Consider the following 15,219-nt stretch of genomic DNA (forward strand, 5'->3'; position numbering starts at 1 on the left):
CAATTTTAATGCCTTTGAAGATACAACACTTTACAATATTCTAATGATAAATAGCATGACAGGATTTGGGGCTTATCGTCACCCCTTAAAAGTGAGAGGTAAGAATTATGGGCAAGTTCATATCGAACTTCGCTCGGTCAACTCTCGTTTCTTAGATGTAAGCTTCAGGATGCCTGATGAAGTTCGGTTTGCAGAGCATGCAATCCGAGAGGCCATTGGCAAGAAAATCAATCGGGGCAAGGTTGAAATTAAAATCTTCATCCAAAAAGAGCCGGATGTCTCGTCGCAAGATTCTGCGGCCAAAACCAATGAACATAAATTAAATACACAATTAATTGAAGCCTTAAAAAAATCTGAGGCCTTAGTATTAAAAGAATTTCCCCATTCAAATCCTTTATCTGTCAAAGATGTCTTACATTGGCCTGGCGTGATGATTCAAGAAGAGTTGGATCAAGAAGCGTTATTCGAAGTAATCATGTTGGCGCTTGATGAAGTCCTCAAGCTTTTTATGCAAAGTAGGGCAGTTGAAGGGAACTCCTTAAAAAATGTGATTGGTACCAAAGTCGATCAAATGGACGCAATGATTTCGAGCATTGAGCCATTACTACCTAAAATTATTCAGACTTATCAGCAAAAATTAACCGAAAAATTGTTGGCTGTGCTAAATGGCTTAGACCAACAAGGACGAAGTTTTAATCGAGAAGACTTGGCCGATCGCATTCGTCAGGAAGTAGTGTTGTATGGCGTCCGAATCGATGTTGAAGAGGAGATTGCTCGCTTAAAAACACACTTTGCCGCAGTCAGAAATACTCTAGATAAGGGCGGTCCGGTCGGTAAGAAATTAGACTTTTTGATGCAGGAGTTACAGCGAGAGAGTAATACGCTTGGGTCGAAGTCAGTGCATCAGGAGACAAGTAATGCGTCGATGGAGTTGAAACTACTCGTTGAGCAAATTCGTGAGCAAGTACAAAATTTAGAGTGACCAGTGGAGGAGATTGTAAGATGATTTACAGCGGTAGTATGTTAATGGTGGTAGCGCCTTCAGGCGCTGGTAAATCATCCTTGGTCAATGCTTTAATGGCTACGGATCCAACCCTTACATTATCCATCTCTTTTACCACTAGAAATCCACGACCTGGGGAAGTGGATGGTAAAAACTATTATTTTATCTCTGAGGCTGAGTTTTTAGCTCGCAAAGAGAGTGGCGACTTCTTAGAGTGGGCTCTAGTCCATGGTAATTATTACGGCACCTCAAGGTCTTGGATTTTGGAGAAAATGCAGTTAGGTCAGGATGTGATTCTTGAGATTGATTGGCAAGGGGCTCGGCAAATTCAAGGTCTTGTGCCCCAAGCACTCTGGATTTTTATTTTGCCACCCTCTATTAAAATTCTTGAAGATCGCTTACGTAAGCGCGGGCAAGATGATGCACAGACGATTGAGAAGCGAGTAGCAGCGGCTCATGCGGAGTTGATGCACCTAGATGAGGCTGATTATTTGGTGATTAATGATCTGTTTGAGGCGGCACTTTCAGAGTTACGCCATATCGTTTCTGCTAGTCGGTTAAGGACGCATCAACAACTCAGTAAACATCGCTATTTGGTCAACGAACTGCAAGGTTAATCAGCTTCTCGTTCAAATTGGTGTTGTTTGGAGTAGAATGTAAGTTATTACTACCTTGATTGTATTTTAGCTTCAGGGTCAATTAAGAATTGGAATCTATATCATGGCAAGAATTACTGTTGAAGATTGTATAAAAATTATTCCTAATCGTTTTGATTTAGTACTCGCAGCGACTTATCGTGCCCGCCAACTGGCACAAGGTCATACGCCACGTGTTCAATCAAAAGATAAGCCGACGGTGATCGCTTTACGTGAAATCGCTGCTGGTATGACGGATAGAGATATGCTTTCTAAAGTTCCTCTATAAGGAGTGTTCTCGTGGAGGCACACTTGTCATCCACCACAACTAAAAATAAATCGCCAAATATCCCAGATTCAAATGGGATCATTGCGGCGATGCTTGAGAAGTCTGGCAGACATTTATTCGGGCCGACTTCTGCCCCATTACAACCTCCCAAGCAACAGGTTATTAGTATTGCGGATTTAACCGCAAAATTAAGCTACCTGACGAGTGCTGAGTTAAAACTCGTTAAAAAGGCATTCCACTTTTCTGATGAGGCCCATCTTGGCCAATATCGACAAAGTGGTGAGCCCTACATTACGCACCCGTTGGCAGTTGCTGAGTTATGTGCCGAGTGGAAACTAGATGTCCATTCCATTGTGTCTGCACTTCTCCATGATGTGATCGAAGATACGGGGAGAACGCATGCGGAACTCGTTGAAACGTTTGGTCCTAAAGTAGCTGAACTAGTCGATGGTCTCACCAAATTAGATAAATTAGAGTTTCAAAGTCACGCTGAAGCGCAGGCTGAGAGTTTTCGTAAGATGTTTATGGCGATGGCCAAAGACATTCGAGTCATTTTAGTAAAGTTGGCGGATCGAACCCATAACATGCGTACACTCGGTGTCATGTCGCAGTCGAAGCGTCACCGAATTGCGATTGAAACGAGTGAGATTTATGCGCCAATTGCGCACCGTCTAGGCCTGAACATGATTTACCGAGAGCTCGAGGAACTGAGTTTTCATAATGCTTGGCCGATGCGGTCGGAAGTGTTGAAAAAAGCAGTTAAAAAAGCACGTGGCAATCGTAAAGAAACTGTTAACAAAATTTTAGAAGATGTTCGTAAATGGTTTGAAAAATCGGGCCTAGAGGTTGAGATTTATGGCCGTGAAAAAACACTGGCGAGTATTTATCACAAAATGAAATCGAAGCACTTGAGTTTTCAAGATGTCCTCGATGTGTATGGATTCCGTGTGATTGTCAGCACCAATGATGAATGTTATCGAGCTTTGGGTATATTGCATGCAATGTTTAAACCCATGCCTGGAAAAATCAAAGATTACATTGCTATTCCCAAATTAAATGGCTATCAGTCTTTGCATACAACGATGGTCGGACCATTTGGTATGCCGATTGAGTTTCAGATTCGTACAAAAATTATGAATCAAGTGGCCAATGCTGGTGTAGCTGCGCATTGGGTGTACAAGGACGGTAAAGAAGAAATGTCCGAAGTGCAAAAGCGTGCTCATCAATGGCTCCAATCTTTAATTGACTTAGAAGATGCTAGTCATGACTCACAAGAGTTTTTAGAACACGTCAAAATTGATCTTTTTCCAGACTCTGTCTATGTGTTTACGCCGAAAGGCCATATTCGTGGATTACCTAGGGGTGCTACAGCACTCGATTTTGCCTATTCTGTGCATAGTGACTTAGGGAATAATTGCGTTGCTGTGAAGGTGAATGGCAATCAGCTACCCTTACGTACCGAAATTAAAAATGGCGACATTGTAGAGGTGATTACAGCCCCCTATTCACACCCTAATCCTACTTGGTTAACTTTTGTTCGAACCGGTCGCGCAAGAGCAGCCATCCGACATGCACTCAAGACGAAGAGTCTTGGCGAATCGATTCAATTAGGCGAGAGATTGTTGTTGCAAAGTTTACGTCATCAAGAAGTTGACCTTGGTTTAATTTCTGAGGGGATTTGGGAAAAAATTCTACATTGGACGGGTGCGCGTAACCGACATGAAATTTTAGGTGATATCGCCCTTGGTCGACGATCTGCGCCGGTACTAGCGAAACGAATCGAGTTATTTGTTGAAGAAGATGCCGGAAATCATCAACAATTGAGATTGGATAAGCAGGATTGGCAAGAAAAAGAGCTTAGTTCCAAACCAATTCATCCCATTTTGGTCGTTGATGGTTCAGAGGGTATGTCAGTGGCTTACTCTACTTGCTGCCACCCAATTCCTGGCGATACGATCATTGGGTACTTAGGTAAGGGTGAAGGGCTGCATATACATACGGATGATTGCAGTTACTTCAGAAAGGCCCATCGAAAAGATCCAGATAATTGGATTGAAATTAATTGGGCGCCTGAAGTCAATCGTGAATTTGAGGTGCCACTCCGGGTGGATGTCACCAATGCCAAAGGAGTTTTAGCCAAAGTCGCCAATAGTATTACCTCGGCGGATGCAAATATTACTCACGTTAGCATGGACGATAGTTTTTCCGAGTCCTCTGCAACGATTAAGTTTGGTGTGCAGATTAAGGACCGGGTTCATTTGGCAAGGGTCATTCGAACCCTGCGTCACAATATGGATGTCGTTAGAGTTTCAAGAACGAAGAGCCATTAATAGCTTATTTCTTCGTACATCACATCTAAAATTTCTAAAGTTTGTTGCCCATCAGGTGTATTTAAAACGACTTCGTCACCGATTTTCTTTTTAATCATAGCTTTGGCAATTGGCGAGATCCAACTAATTAAGCCTTGTTCAATATTAATTTCGTCAACTCCAACGATTTTGATGATTTTTTCGGTACCATCCTCTATATTGCAATAGCTCACCGTTGCCCCAAAAAAGATTTGATCCGTACTTTCTCGCGTAGCTGGATCAACAACTACCGCAAATTCAAGTCGCTTATTTAAAAATCTAATTCTGCGGTCAATTTCCCGCAGTCGTTTTTTACCATATTGATAATCACCATTTTCGGATCGATCCCCATTGCTAGCGGCCCAATGGACGATTTTTACGATATCAGGTCGCTCAATATTGAGTAAATGTAGTAATTCTTCACGAATTTTTTGATAACCTAAGGGAGTAATGTAGTTTTTTGTTTCCATCTATGGCATAATAGCAGGCTACGCGGCTGTAGCTCAGCTGGATAGAGTACTTGGCTACGAACCAAGGGGTCGTGGGTTCGATTCCTGCCAGCCGCACCATCACCATAAAGGGTCTAGCATAACTGCTAGACCCTTTATTCATATGGGTTTATCTGTTTTTTTAAATGGCTTGACTAGTTACAGGATGAACTAGTTCTGCAACTAAAGAAGAGCTAATTGCGTAGATTTACTCAAGATTGAATGATTTAAGTGTTCGATATTGGCATCGTTAAGTCACTCAACTGGATTAACGTCCTATAAAACTTTGGAGTAATCTCAATGCATACAACGCGATTATCGTCATGACCATCGATGAAAGTGATCCAGCCTGATTTAAATAGGCCTCGGAGATATGTTCTTACGGTGTTTTCTGCATAAGGTACTGAGTTATATATCTTTTTTAATGAAATCACTTCATCCTTCGATGTTAGGATGATAATCTGCATTAATATTTCGATACTAGAAACAGATGAGCTAAGCGGAAAAGTTTGATGAAAAATCCGAATAGATTCAATAAGATTTTTAGTGTGTAGATTTATATAATATTGATTAGCCATGGGATATTTTTCGATGTTATGGTTTTTATAATATTCTTGAAAATATCAAATAATTTACATTTACATTCAAACTTTGAAGTTATATTTACATCAAACTGGGGTTCTGAAAATAAATTTCACCAATTTGGTTTACATCGACTTTAGTCTCATCACATTTACGTAATAACAAATAAGGTAAAAATTTATTCATATTCCCTCGAACGAGGGAGGTGTTTCAAGATAAACAACCTACAAGTTTTGATGCTAATTAACACTTACTTCCAATGCAATTATCAGTTTGGCTTTAAATAAGGTTTTCTGTGGGTGTTTATTTCGTTCAATCCCTGATTCGCTTGAAGAATGAGTTGTAAAAAAGATACAGTTTTGACAGGGCGATTCAATGTGTCATCTAAGTGTCGTTGTGGTTGCGAAATGATTCTATAGGTCAGATATATCTGACAATTTATCAGACTGATGTAGGAGGATTTCAAGGTAGATTAAAGTTTTGGATCCAAGAGAGAAAGCCTATGCAAAATCGAAGAACTACCGCCCAAATTAATGCCAACACCTTATCACGATTAAAAGAAGTCGCCAAAGCTAGAAACCAGCCATTGTATGTATTGCTTGATGAAGCGGTGCTGGAATTTTTGAAAAATCCCAATATACGAAAAGAATCAAAGGAAGTAGAGTTAAATCAACGACAAAAAAAGAAGGTATACCGCCAATTCTTAGAATTAAAACCTTTTACTGGCAAAAACAAGTGGATTACTAGCGGAGTTGGTGGAATCGTTTGGTTTCTATATACCATGCTGCCTGAAGCAAAATAAAAAGGATTTGGGACCAGCTCCCAAATCCATAAAAATAACTCGATTATTGATTTAAATCAGGTGAAGATTTAAGTGTTGGACGGTATTTGCTCCTCCACTGGTTGGGAGATATTTACCTCATCCGCTATTTTTAAATATAGATTCAAGATTTTCATCTGATTTGAAGAATGTAAAAATCGTGTTGCCTGAAAACGCGTAGAGCCTGTTTGCTGCGTATCTTCAAAGTTCGGGTACATCTTAGAGCAAAGTTCCATCCACAGCCGCCAAGCCGCTGAACCGATCTCCTGAATGGCTTGAAGCTGTTTGGGTGTTTGCACAATATCTTGCCTTAAAAACTCCACAAAGATATTTAATTCGTCCTCCCCCCTCGCACTACCATCAAGCACTTTATCTAGGTAATCAGAGAGGTCGATTTGGAATAAATGTTCATCTCTGAAAGAAAAGGATAAACGGTTCTCAATAAAATAATAAAGCCACTGAATCGAGTCATTAAAAGCATCAATCTCTCTAGGAGTGTTGTCAATCAGATGCAATAAGATATCTGCTTCTACCGATGGATGGGCCACAATAATTGCAAGCTTACAAAATTCATAATCCTTGAGTTTGTTGGGCACTAGTTGCCATACTTTAGGTTTGGAGCAATTGTGAGCGATGGCATCATACTGAAGCGTGTTCGAATTCGTTTCTAAACTAGACTTTTTAATTCTTCGTATCGCTAGCAACATCAGCGGTTCAGAAATTAAATGGTTTGGTATCTCATCAAGGCTAACCCCCTTACTTTTAAATATTTCAAATACGAATTCTTTCGTGAGATAAGACTTCGGTAGTAAACCTAAACTATCTTCATGCTTCATGAATTGTTTTTTAATCGTACGGTGTTTTAAAAGACCATCTAAAGACTCATGGGATGCAAAGGCCAAATTTTCGATATCACGTATCACATATCTTTTGGTCGTCTCATACGATTTAAAATCTTCTGGAATAAATTTAAATTCTCTAGGATTTTTCTTGATAAAAAAATTAACGAGTCTTGCCGTAACTAATTCGGGAGGAACAAACTCTAAAAACGCCGCAGGTTGGATTGATTCCCGAATAATTTTATTGAGTAGTGATTTAGTAATGAAATGCCTAGGCACAAATGCTAAATTACTTTCACTTGAACGAAGTGCTGATTTACAAAGTTCTAAAGTCTTGAAATCTCCCGGGATAAAACGTAATGCCTCTGGGTATTGGATACAAAAATCTTGACTAAGCAATTTTTTAGGCACAAATCGAAATTGATCAATATCCTGTTGCAGTGCGAATTCGCAAATGATTTGAGTTCTTAAAGAGTTAGGGATATCTTTTAGCGAGATTGGGGCTTTAATAGCAGTGATTGCCGCTAAGCAAATATCCTCAGAGAGTTGTTTGGGATTGATCTTAATAAAAATATCTTTACCCTCTCGGAAGCAAGCATCTTCTAAAAATTCCTCGGAGAGAACGGTGTCTGGGAGGCGTTCAAAAGGGATGAGTTGCTGTTGAAAACCTGCGATATACAGTTCGGGTGATAAATAATCAGTTGGTAGATCTTGAACCGGAATGCCCCCTGAAAGACAGTGCATCACAAGAGCTTGTGCAGATAAACTATCTGGTGCAAATTGGTTAGAGGCAATAATATCTAATGCCTCCACGTGCTGTAAGTCAGGAATGATTTTGCTATTTTCTAAGACCCCCCCGTGATAAGAAGCCTTTAACAAATCATACTCAAGTGCCGTCCAGTCATAGTTCAACAAACTATTTTCTTGCTCCGGATGTGTGTCTTCATTGAAGTAGTCACTTAATCCCCAGCGAATATAGGATGTTGAATAAAAATTAGACTCCATCACTCTCAATGCTTTTACATAAGTGCATGGCTCTTCATGCCAGATTAAATCAAAGTTGTAAGAGGGAAAGGCATTGGATAATGTTTTTATTTCTAAAGAAGCCGCATGATCTTGGGTGATAAAATCAAAACGTAAATGCTCTTTTTTCTTATAGCATTCGATCGGGTGAATCGCTAATTCATTGCTCATGAAATGAATGATTTGGCGATGTTGTTTACCGGGTGAAACAATTAAACGATTAAAAATAGTTACAGTCATATTAACTCCCTTGGCATAAGCCGTTTCAAATAAAAAAATTTCAAACGATTGAATACATCGGCAATCGTAGAAAAAGATCTGAGTGGGTAATACGCTCTATGAAGTGCTGAAAAGTCGATAAAGAAAATTCAGGTGAGGGGATAAATTGTTGACCATCAAAATAAAAGTAGTATCTTTCTTCCTGCAAGATACTGGCTAATCGCTCTAAAAGTAAGACACTTTTTTGAGCTAGAAAATTAATCAACTCGGATAAATCATCGATCCTTTCTCGTGCAAGTTGACGAAACTGGTTTTCTAAACTGGTGTGCGAAATAATTACCTCGAGGGAGGCCATGGCTAGGTACATGAGAAGAAAACTGCTGAACAAATTGACTCCTTTCTAAAGGTGCAACATATCGATTGTTAAAGTACATTGGCATGAATCTTTCCTTGATAAAAATAATGACTTCTTCAAATACTCTGGGCTGGGGTGGATGGATAGCACTTGATTAAAAAATCGGTGCGATTCAACCCAGGAATTTGAAGCACTGAGACTACCAACGAACGAAGTATTGATTTCAGTTCGTTAAGCCATTCTAAAAAACACCGAGCAGCCCCTTCCGTACCATTAAATGATTAAAGGGTATACACAATATCCTTGTCATCTATTTAATAATTTCTCGTTGGCAAACTGCACCAAAGGAATTCGATTCTCGCTAAATTTAATTAAGGTAAAAATTAATTAATATTTGTTTAAATTCAATAACTTGTAAGTTATTTTGGGGTTAATTTATAAAATATATGGGACAGTATTCAGATGAAAAAAGAACTAAAAATTCAAAAAGAATGAGTAGCAAGGTTCTGGGTAATCGAGCCGAGTTGGCTAGGGGAAGATTTAAAATCAATTGAAATGATGATCTATTGAGGTAGTAGACAAAAATTACACTCTCCCGAAAGAGGCGTTAAAGAGTTGTGATGACCTTCACTGTTGGAGTAGCTAGGCTAAAGGATGTTGTGGTTGCCCCCTTGAGGATAAACAGCACTCTTAGGGTATTTCGTTGAGATGAGGGGGGAATTCTCTGCTAGAGCGTTTTAATTTGTTCTAGCAGAGAGACAAGCTTAGTTCGATTCTTTGATTTTGTTTTCAATAATGAATTTGCCCCAGGTGTTCATTTGCTTGTCCAAGAAAGGATTAAAAATTTCTGGACCACCTGCAACAATATCAATCCCTTGATCGTCTAGTTTTTTAGCAATATCAGGACGCTTCAATACGGCAATCATCGCCACATTCATTTTTTGTACGATTTCTTTCGGTGTTTTTACTGGAGCAATAATTCCCCACCAAGCTGGTGCGTCAAATCCTGGGAAGCCACTTTCAGCAATGGTTGGCACATTCGGTAGCTCAGGCGTTCTTTTTGGACTTGTGACAGCTAGTGGAACTACTCTATTAGAGTCAACATGCGGCTTAATGAGGTACAAAGAACCAACCGCCAAGGGGATGTGACCAGCTAAGGCATCAGCCATCATTGGTCCACCACCGCGGTAGGGTACGTGAGTCCACTCAAACTTCGACTTCAGGGCAAGACTTGCCATTGCTAAGTGACCCAAACTACCGGTACCAATAGAACCATAGCTCGTTGGTTTACCAGCTTTAGAATCATCGATTAGTTGTTTAATGGAGGTTATACCCGATGCTTTGCTAGCGGCAATTAACATGGGTGAGGTTCCAATTAACGTCACGTGGGTAAGATCTTTCTTCGTATCGTAAGGGAGCTTATCTTTTAACGCTTGATTCACGCCATGCGTATCAAAAACTACGCCAAAAGTGTAACCATCAGGTTCTGCAATACTAACGGCACTGGTGCCAATCACACCAGATGCTCCACCGATGTTCTCCACAATCACATTCTGCTTTAATTGTTCTTGCAGGGCAGGGGCAATGACCCTTGCAACGGCGTCAACAGAACCACCCGGTGGGAAAACGGCAATGAGACGTACGGTTTTCTTCGTAGGCCATTCTTGGGCAAAAGATTGTGTATTTAAAAGAGAGCAGGTAAGACCAAGGATTGCTACAAAAAGCTTCTTCAACATGAGAGCTCCTATTTAGTGAATCAATATTTGATACATCCATCATGCATTAAAGCAAAATTGACGAAAAAATATTATTTCGGGTTAATTAAAATTGTTGTTCGAAACGATAACCATACCATTAATGGCATCGAAATCAGCCAAAATAAACCTACTAAGATTAAGCCTTGATGGGAGATGGGGGCGATAGCTCCCAATTGCGACCCAGAATAATAAGCAATGGGGCCAAAGATTCCCCCCAGCACTGCGGCCAATAGATATTTATGTTCCAGCCATTTAAATGAGGCCCTAAATGAACATGCAAAAGATGCCCATAAGATAGTCATCCACCAAGGCTGGTAGAGGTTGATTGGATAAGGATTTAAACTTTTAAACGCAATCCATTGGTGTTGTAACAGAATGGTGTCGACCAAAAAACCTAACAAAGTGCCACATAGTATCAAGTTGACTAATGATTTTTTCTGTTCGGTCGTTAGTACAACACCGGTTATAAATAAAAAACCAGTGATCGCGGGTAAATAATAAACCTCTTTTGCTGCCCCCAAAGCACAAGCAAACCAGACAATTTGGAAACCAAGAATAATGAGGATTGTTTTAAACAAAATCACCTTTACTCTTTGAAGAAGGATAAAGTGACTTCACCGAGGTTGACGCCAAATTTACTCATCTGCGCTTTGTTCAGCATGACTTTGGAATCGATCAAGTACATCCAATCATTAAATTGGACTTCAATCTCTTTACCATCCACTGGCAGAAGTAAAGTATAGGACCAGTTCAAGGCATTACCCGCTGACTCTCCAATGGCACTGCCTTTGACGTCGGCTGCTGTGCCAATATATTGGTTCGTACTGGTTTGTTTGATGGTCCAAATACGCTTTTGGGTAGTGCCATCTGAGTAGAGAAAGGATTCATCGAGGGTGCCAGTTTTTACGCCATCTACCTCTTTCCAGTCGCAGATCAAGTCCACGGTAAAACGTTTCACTACTTTGCCACTGCGGTCTGTAAAAATACCGTAGGCTTTGACTTTCCCATTGAAATAGTCAGACAACAAAAGAGTAGGTTTTTCATTCGCATACTGCTCCACTTTCGGACCCGCACAGGAACTTAAAAAAAGTGCAATAAAACCTAACAGGCATACCTTTTTAAAAATACGTATTATTGCTGTTTTCATGTCTGCTCCAGGTTGAAGTATATAGATGAGATGCATCTTGCCTAACTATAGCTATTTTATTAGTGCTTCGGGAATTTTTCTTTTTTCACAACGAGTTGCCAAAACTTGGTAAAAGAGGGGCAGAATTGATCGGGATTAGCTAAAAACCGATCCATCGGTTGCATCAAGGTATCGTTTGTTTTAGAAATTTCTAAAAGTAAATCGGCGTAATGAGGGTTGTAAGTATGTTGTACATCAATCCGAATCGATTTGTGAGCTTTTAAATAGGGGATCAGGATCTTTTGCAAATCTCCTAATACGATCACATCACATAATTGCGAAAGACGATTTAAGACAAACTCCCAGCGCTGTTCTGACCAAGGAAATTCTTGAAAAAAAGGCGTGTGAAGGATGCCAAGTTGCACCTTTTGATCCCTAGTGCCTTTTAAATTCCAGGGGTGAACTAATTTGAAGTTGTTACTTTTACTCATATCAAATAACTTCAAATCGGCGACTACTTGATATTTTTTTAAGAGGGCCTCAGGTGGCAATGATAGTAATGGAGGAATTTGAGTTTGCGTTTCGTTCCAAGTATTATTTCTAGCTAATTGCTTGAGTACAAAAGAGTTATCAAGGATCTCGTTAGAGCGAGCAATCGCATCTAAGGCTTCATAGGATTGATCGAGAATGGAGTTGGTGCAATGCCATTCAACAGGCGCGTATTTTGTAATGTTCTCGGCATTAAAAAGGTAGGGCTTACTACTGAACGTACTTCCTACCCACTGCCAGGAAAGATGATTGGACGCTAAGTCGCCATCTAAAAGATAACCATACATCCAATCGGCACAAGTACGCCAATGGATTTTACGGAAATGAATCAAATAACTAGCCAGCCACATCCGCGCATGATTGTGCAAATAGCCAGTTTCATATAAGGTGCTAATCGCTAAATCAATGGGCGCTAAGCCAGTTTTTGCTTGCAGAATATCTTTCGGCAAGGCAGCTTGATAGGTTACCTCAGGCAGAGCAGGGCGGATGTCCTGAAAGATGCCATTTCCTAGGTGACTCCAAACATGATAGTAGTACTCTCTCCAGCCAAATTCCGCATACAACTTATGTTGCGGAGTTAAACCTTGTTTTTTAAACTGAAAAACCAAGTTTGGCATCGACTCATAGCCATGGGTAATATAGGGTGATAAGTAAGTAACTGCACCATTCAGAAAATTGCGACTAGTTTCATATTCTTGGATATTTACTTTACCAAGAATTCGCTCAAAAGATTTTGTATCAGGCATGAATTGCATAGGATCTACTTTAAAGGAGGGGACTCAGTTACCAAGGAATCGTTGAGCCATCGTAACTCAAAAAAATGGAAGGCGCTGTAACCGGGATACCGCTTAATGCGACGAGCATTTTAGCCGCCGCCTCGGCTGGAATTTGACCGGTTTTTTGGCTACCAAAAGGAGAGGATAAGCGACTTTTTACGGTGCCAGGATGCAGGGCAACGAAGCTGGTTTCCGGATGCGTTCGGCGCACCTCAATACCAGCAGTTTTAATCAGCATATTCAGAGCTGCTTTGGAGGCGCGGTAACTATACCAACCACCTAATCGATTATCTTCAATGCTACCAACCTTGGCGGAAACACAAACAAAGAGGGATCTTTGTTTACTGAGTAAACGATGAAAGTGTTTGATGATGAGGGCCGGACCAAAGGTGTTGACTTGAAATATCCTTTGTAGATGATCTAGCTGCAAAGCATCTAATTTTTTTTCAGGGGCAATGCCATCTTCATGCAAGATGCCCGTAGCCAAGAGAATTAAATCAAACGGCCCCTGCGTGAAAAGTTTACCGTAGGCGTTTTGGATAGATGATTCGTCAGTGATATCTATTGGAATATCACTTGTACGTGAAACCCCAATGACTTGAGAGCAATGAGGATCCTTTTGCAAGGCTTCGAACAAAGCACTTCCAATGGCCCCATTGACACCAATCACTAAGGCTTTGTATGCAACCCCTAAAGTCTTTGAGAGAGGCATCAACGCCTACTTAAACTTCTAAGACCGTTATTTTCTCGAGTTTGGAACGAGGATCGCCTTGTACGTAACGAGCAATATATGCTGCACTCGTTTGACAAGGAATCTTGGCATATACCGTGTGACCTGCGCCTGGAGCTACTTGAATCGGTTTGCCATCCAAGTTCCACAATGCTTCAATGACGCAATCCGTATTGCCATTTGGTTCAATAATTTCCACCTTGTCACCAACGGCAAAACGGTTTTTAACTTCGATCTTCACGCCTTTAACGGGATCAATTTCTAAAACATTACCTACGTACATACTTCTACCAGAAATGGAAAAGCCTCTGAGGTAATTTTGATATTCATTATCGTGATGACGTTGGTAAAAGCCATCGGTATAACCACGATTCGCAAGGCCTTCTAAATGGCCAAGTAAGACCGGATTAAATGGACGACCAGCTGCCGCATCTTCAATTGCTGCGCGGTAGGATTGGCAAGTTCTAGCAACATAGTAAGGAGATTTTGTTCGACCTTCAATTTTGACCGAATCAATCCCCATCGCCGTGAGCTTTTCAATATGCTCAATAGCTCGCAAATCTTTAGAGTTCAAAATATAGGTGCCGTGCATATCTTCTTCAATTGGCATCAGAGCATCTGGACGATTACCTTCTTCTAAAAGATAAATGTCGCCAGTGGCATCTTCAGAGCCTGGGTATATTTTGTAATCCCATCTACAGGAATTCGTACAAGCGCCTTGATTTGGATCGCGGTGACTGAAGTAGCCTGATAATAAGCAACGACCTGAGTAAGCAATACAAAGGGCACCATGGACGAACACTTCTAATTCCATTTCGGGGCAATCTTGACGCACGGCGTCAATCTCATCTAAAGACAACTCACGCGATAGAATAATTCTAGTCACGCCCACTTTATGCCAGAAACGTGCTGCGGCACCATTGACTGTATTCGCTTGAACGGATAAATGAATCGGCATATCAGGGAAGTTTTCGCGAACCATCATAATGAGGCCAGGATCTGACATGATCAAGGCATCAGGTTTGAGCTCGATGACTGGACTGATGTCTTTAATAAACGTTCTGACCTTGCCACCATGCGGCAGAATATTGGAGACTAAATAAAATTGCTTACCGAGTTCATGCGCATGATTAATGCCCTCTGCGAGGACATTAATATCGCCGAAATCATTATTTCTTACGCGCAATGAATAGCGTGGCTGACCAGCATAAACGGCATCAGCACCGAATTCAAAAGCGGTTTTTAACATGGCAAGGCTGCCAGCAGGGGCTAAAAGTTCAGGTTTTTTCATAGGGCTAATTTTAACGCTTTTAGCCCCATTTTGTGCGCTTAGCTTTGTAAAATCTCGAAAAAGCCAACAAAAATTAGCTTAAATCGACAAAAACCCTACCATCTGAGACTTTTATTGGGTATGACTTCACTGCTTTTGAGGCTGGCTCGCAGGTAACGCGACCATCCCGAATGTCAAATCTACCCTGATGAAATGGGCATTCAATCTCAAATCCCTCTAAAAATCCATCCGACAAAAGGGCGTTGCCATGTGTACAAAGATTATCAGTACAGTAAATTTCACCATTAACGCTGTAGACGGCAAGATTTTTATCCCCATGCTCTACGCGAACCACTTCACCCTCAAAGGTATCATCTAGGGACATTAAATCAGTATATTGTGCAGACATA

15 protein-coding genes and 1 tRNA gene are annotated in these 15,219 nt (G+C 40.7%); 6 read left to right on the forward strand and 10 right to left on the reverse strand.

The genetic code is table 11. From position 1 onward, the window contains the following. Window positions 1-55 precede the first annotated feature (55 nt). The 4 genes from B8983_RS01715 to B8983_RS01730 all read left to right on the forward strand — a co-directional run bounded on the left by B8983_RS01715 (window position 56) and on the right by B8983_RS01730 (window position 4,257). Window positions 56-982, forward strand: coding sequence for a YicC/YloC family endoribonuclease (locus B8983_RS01715; RefSeq protein ID WP_159460786.1), 927 nt, complete (start codon window positions 56-58; stop codon window positions 980-982). A 20-nt stretch (window positions 983-1,002) separates the two neighbouring features. Next, window positions 1,003-1,620, forward strand: a complete 618-nt coding sequence (gene gmk / locus B8983_RS01720; protein ID WP_084282125.1) for a guanylate kinase — start codon at window positions 1,003-1,005, stop codon at window positions 1,618-1,620. A gap of 103 nt (window positions 1,621-1,723) precedes the next feature. Next, the gene (gene rpoZ / locus B8983_RS01725; protein ID WP_084282126.1) at window positions 1,724-1,927 is read left to right on the forward strand and encodes a DNA-directed RNA polymerase subunit omega; all 204 of its coding nucleotides are present in this window, start codon (window positions 1,724-1,726) and stop codon (window positions 1,925-1,927) included. Between the two features lie 89 nt (window positions 1,928-2,016). Further along, window positions 2,017-4,257 carry a RelA/SpoT family protein gene (locus tag B8983_RS01730; protein ID WP_084282200.1) on the forward strand — a complete coding sequence of 747 codons (2,241 nt, stop codon included), beginning with the start codon at window positions 2,017-2,019 and terminating at the stop codon, window positions 4,255-4,257. Here B8983_RS01730 and greB read toward each other — a convergent pair. Beyond that, on the reverse strand, window positions 4,254-4,745 hold the full coding sequence (gene greB / locus B8983_RS01735) for a transcription elongation factor GreB (RefSeq protein ID WP_084282127.1): 492 nt from the start codon (window positions 4,743-4,745) through the stop codon (window positions 4,254-4,256). The genes B8983_RS01730 and greB overlap by 4 nt on opposite strands. A 22-nt stretch (window positions 4,746-4,767) precedes the next feature. Here greB and B8983_RS01740 point away from each other — a divergent pair. Further along, window positions 4,768-4,844: transfer RNA gene (locus B8983_RS01740), tRNA-Arg, on the forward strand. Between the two features lie 1,003 nt (window positions 4,845-5,847). Then, complete coding sequence (locus tag B8983_RS01750; protein WP_084282129.1) at window positions 5,848-6,147, forward strand: hypothetical protein; 300 nt, start codon at window positions 5,848-5,850, stop codon at window positions 6,145-6,147. A 68-nt stretch (window positions 6,148-6,215) separates the two neighbouring features. On the opposite strand, the gene B8983_RS01755 is transcribed toward B8983_RS01750, so the two are convergent. The 9 genes from B8983_RS01755 to B8983_RS01795 form a co-directional block, all read right to left on the reverse strand. Next, complete coding sequence (locus B8983_RS01755; protein WP_084282130.1) at window positions 6,216-8,267, reverse strand: hypothetical protein; 2,052 nt, start codon at window positions 8,265-8,267, stop codon at window positions 6,216-6,218. Between the two features lie 40 nt (window positions 8,268-8,307). Then, window positions 8,308-8,634 (reverse strand): hypothetical protein, encoded by a 327-nt coding sequence (locus B8983_RS01760; RefSeq protein WP_143736060.1) that lies wholly within the window; start codon window positions 8,632-8,634, stop codon window positions 8,308-8,310. A gap of 731 nt (window positions 8,635-9,365) precedes the next feature. After that, window positions 9,366-10,337, reverse strand: a complete 972-nt coding sequence (locus B8983_RS01765; RefSeq protein ID WP_084282132.1) for a tripartite tricarboxylate transporter substrate binding protein — start codon at window positions 10,335-10,337, stop codon at window positions 9,366-9,368. A gap of 71 nt (window positions 10,338-10,408) precedes the next feature. Then, complete coding sequence (locus B8983_RS01770; RefSeq protein WP_159460787.1) at window positions 10,409-10,936, reverse strand: DUF2878 domain-containing protein; 528 nt, start codon at window positions 10,934-10,936, stop codon at window positions 10,409-10,411. Window positions 10,937-10,944: 8 nt separating this feature from the next. Continuing rightward, entirely contained in the window at window positions 10,945-11,505 is a 561-nt protein-coding gene (locus B8983_RS01775) for a DUF3833 domain-containing protein (protein ID WP_084282134.1), read from the reverse strand. Between the two features lie 59 nt (window positions 11,506-11,564). Further along, a complete protein-coding gene (locus tag B8983_RS01780; protein ID WP_084282135.1) occupies window positions 11,565-12,788 on the reverse strand; it encodes an FAD-binding domain-containing protein in 1,224 nt (407 codons plus the stop codon). 28 nt (window positions 12,789-12,816) lie between these two features. After that, a complete protein-coding gene (locus B8983_RS01785; protein WP_084282136.1) occupies window positions 12,817-13,521 on the reverse strand; it encodes an SDR family NAD(P)-dependent oxidoreductase in 705 nt (234 codons plus the stop codon). 10 nt (window positions 13,522-13,531) lie between these two features. Further along, complete coding sequence (locus tag B8983_RS01790; RefSeq protein WP_084282137.1) at window positions 13,532-14,830, reverse strand: peptidase U32 family protein; 1,299 nt, start codon at window positions 14,828-14,830, stop codon at window positions 13,532-13,534. A gap of 73 nt (window positions 14,831-14,903) precedes the next feature. Continuing rightward, the gene (locus tag B8983_RS01795; protein WP_084282138.1) at window positions 14,904-15,218 is read right to left on the reverse strand and encodes a non-heme iron oxygenase ferredoxin subunit; all 315 of its coding nucleotides are present in this window, start codon (window positions 15,216-15,218) and stop codon (window positions 14,904-14,906) included. Window position 15,219: the final 1 nt, after the last annotated feature.

The sequence above is a fragment of the Polynucleobacter kasalickyi genome (genome assembly GCF_900176405.1).
In the GTDB taxonomy this organism is placed as follows: Bacteria; Pseudomonadota; Gammaproteobacteria; order Burkholderiales; family Burkholderiaceae; genus Polynucleobacter; species Polynucleobacter kasalickyi.

Bases quoted from the DNA above. Each gene is read 5' to 3' on its own strand.
- B8983_RS01775 (WP_084282134.1), bottom strand. From the start codon at position 11,505: ATGAAAACAGCAATAATACGTATTTTTAAAAAGGTATGCCTGTTAGGT.
- rpoZ (WP_084282126.1), top strand. From the start codon at position 1,724: ATGGCAAGAATTACTGTTGAAGATTGTATAAAAATTATTCCTAATCGT.
- B8983_RS01780 (WP_084282135.1), bottom strand. From the start codon at position 12,788: ATGCAATTCATGCCTGATACAAAATCTTTTGAGCGAATTCTTGGTAAA.
- B8983_RS01765 (WP_084282132.1), bottom strand. From the start codon at position 10,337: ATGTTGAAGAAGCTTTTTGTAGCAATCCTTGGTCTTACCTGCTCTCTT.
- greB (WP_084282127.1), bottom strand. From the start codon at position 4,745: ATGGAAACAAAAAACTACATTACTCCCTTAGGTTATCAAAAAATTCGT.
- B8983_RS01750 (WP_084282129.1), top strand. From the start codon at position 5,848: ATGCAAAATCGAAGAACTACCGCCCAAATTAATGCCAACACCTTATCA.
- B8983_RS01790 (WP_084282137.1), bottom strand. From the start codon at position 14,830: ATGAAAAAACCTGAACTTTTAGCCCCTGCTGGCAGCCTTGCCATGTTA.
- B8983_RS01730 (WP_084282200.1), top strand. From the start codon at position 2,017: ATGCTTGAGAAGTCTGGCAGACATTTATTCGGGCCGACTTCTGCCCCA.
- B8983_RS01785 (WP_084282136.1), bottom strand. From the start codon at position 13,521: ATGCCTCTCTCAAAGACTTTAGGGGTTGCATACAAAGCCTTAGTGATT.
- B8983_RS01795 (WP_084282138.1), bottom strand. From the start codon at position 15,218: ATGTCTGCACAATATACTGATTTAATGTCCCTAGATGATACCTTTGAG.
- B8983_RS01755 (WP_084282130.1), bottom strand. From the start codon at position 8,267: ATGACTGTAACTATTTTTAATCGTTTAATTGTTTCACCCGGTAAACAA.
- gmk (WP_084282125.1), top strand. From the start codon at position 1,003: ATGATTTACAGCGGTAGTATGTTAATGGTGGTAGCGCCTTCAGGCGCT.
- B8983_RS01715 (WP_159460786.1), top strand. From the start codon at position 56: ATGACAGGATTTGGGGCTTATCGTCACCCCTTAAAAGTGAGAGGTAAG.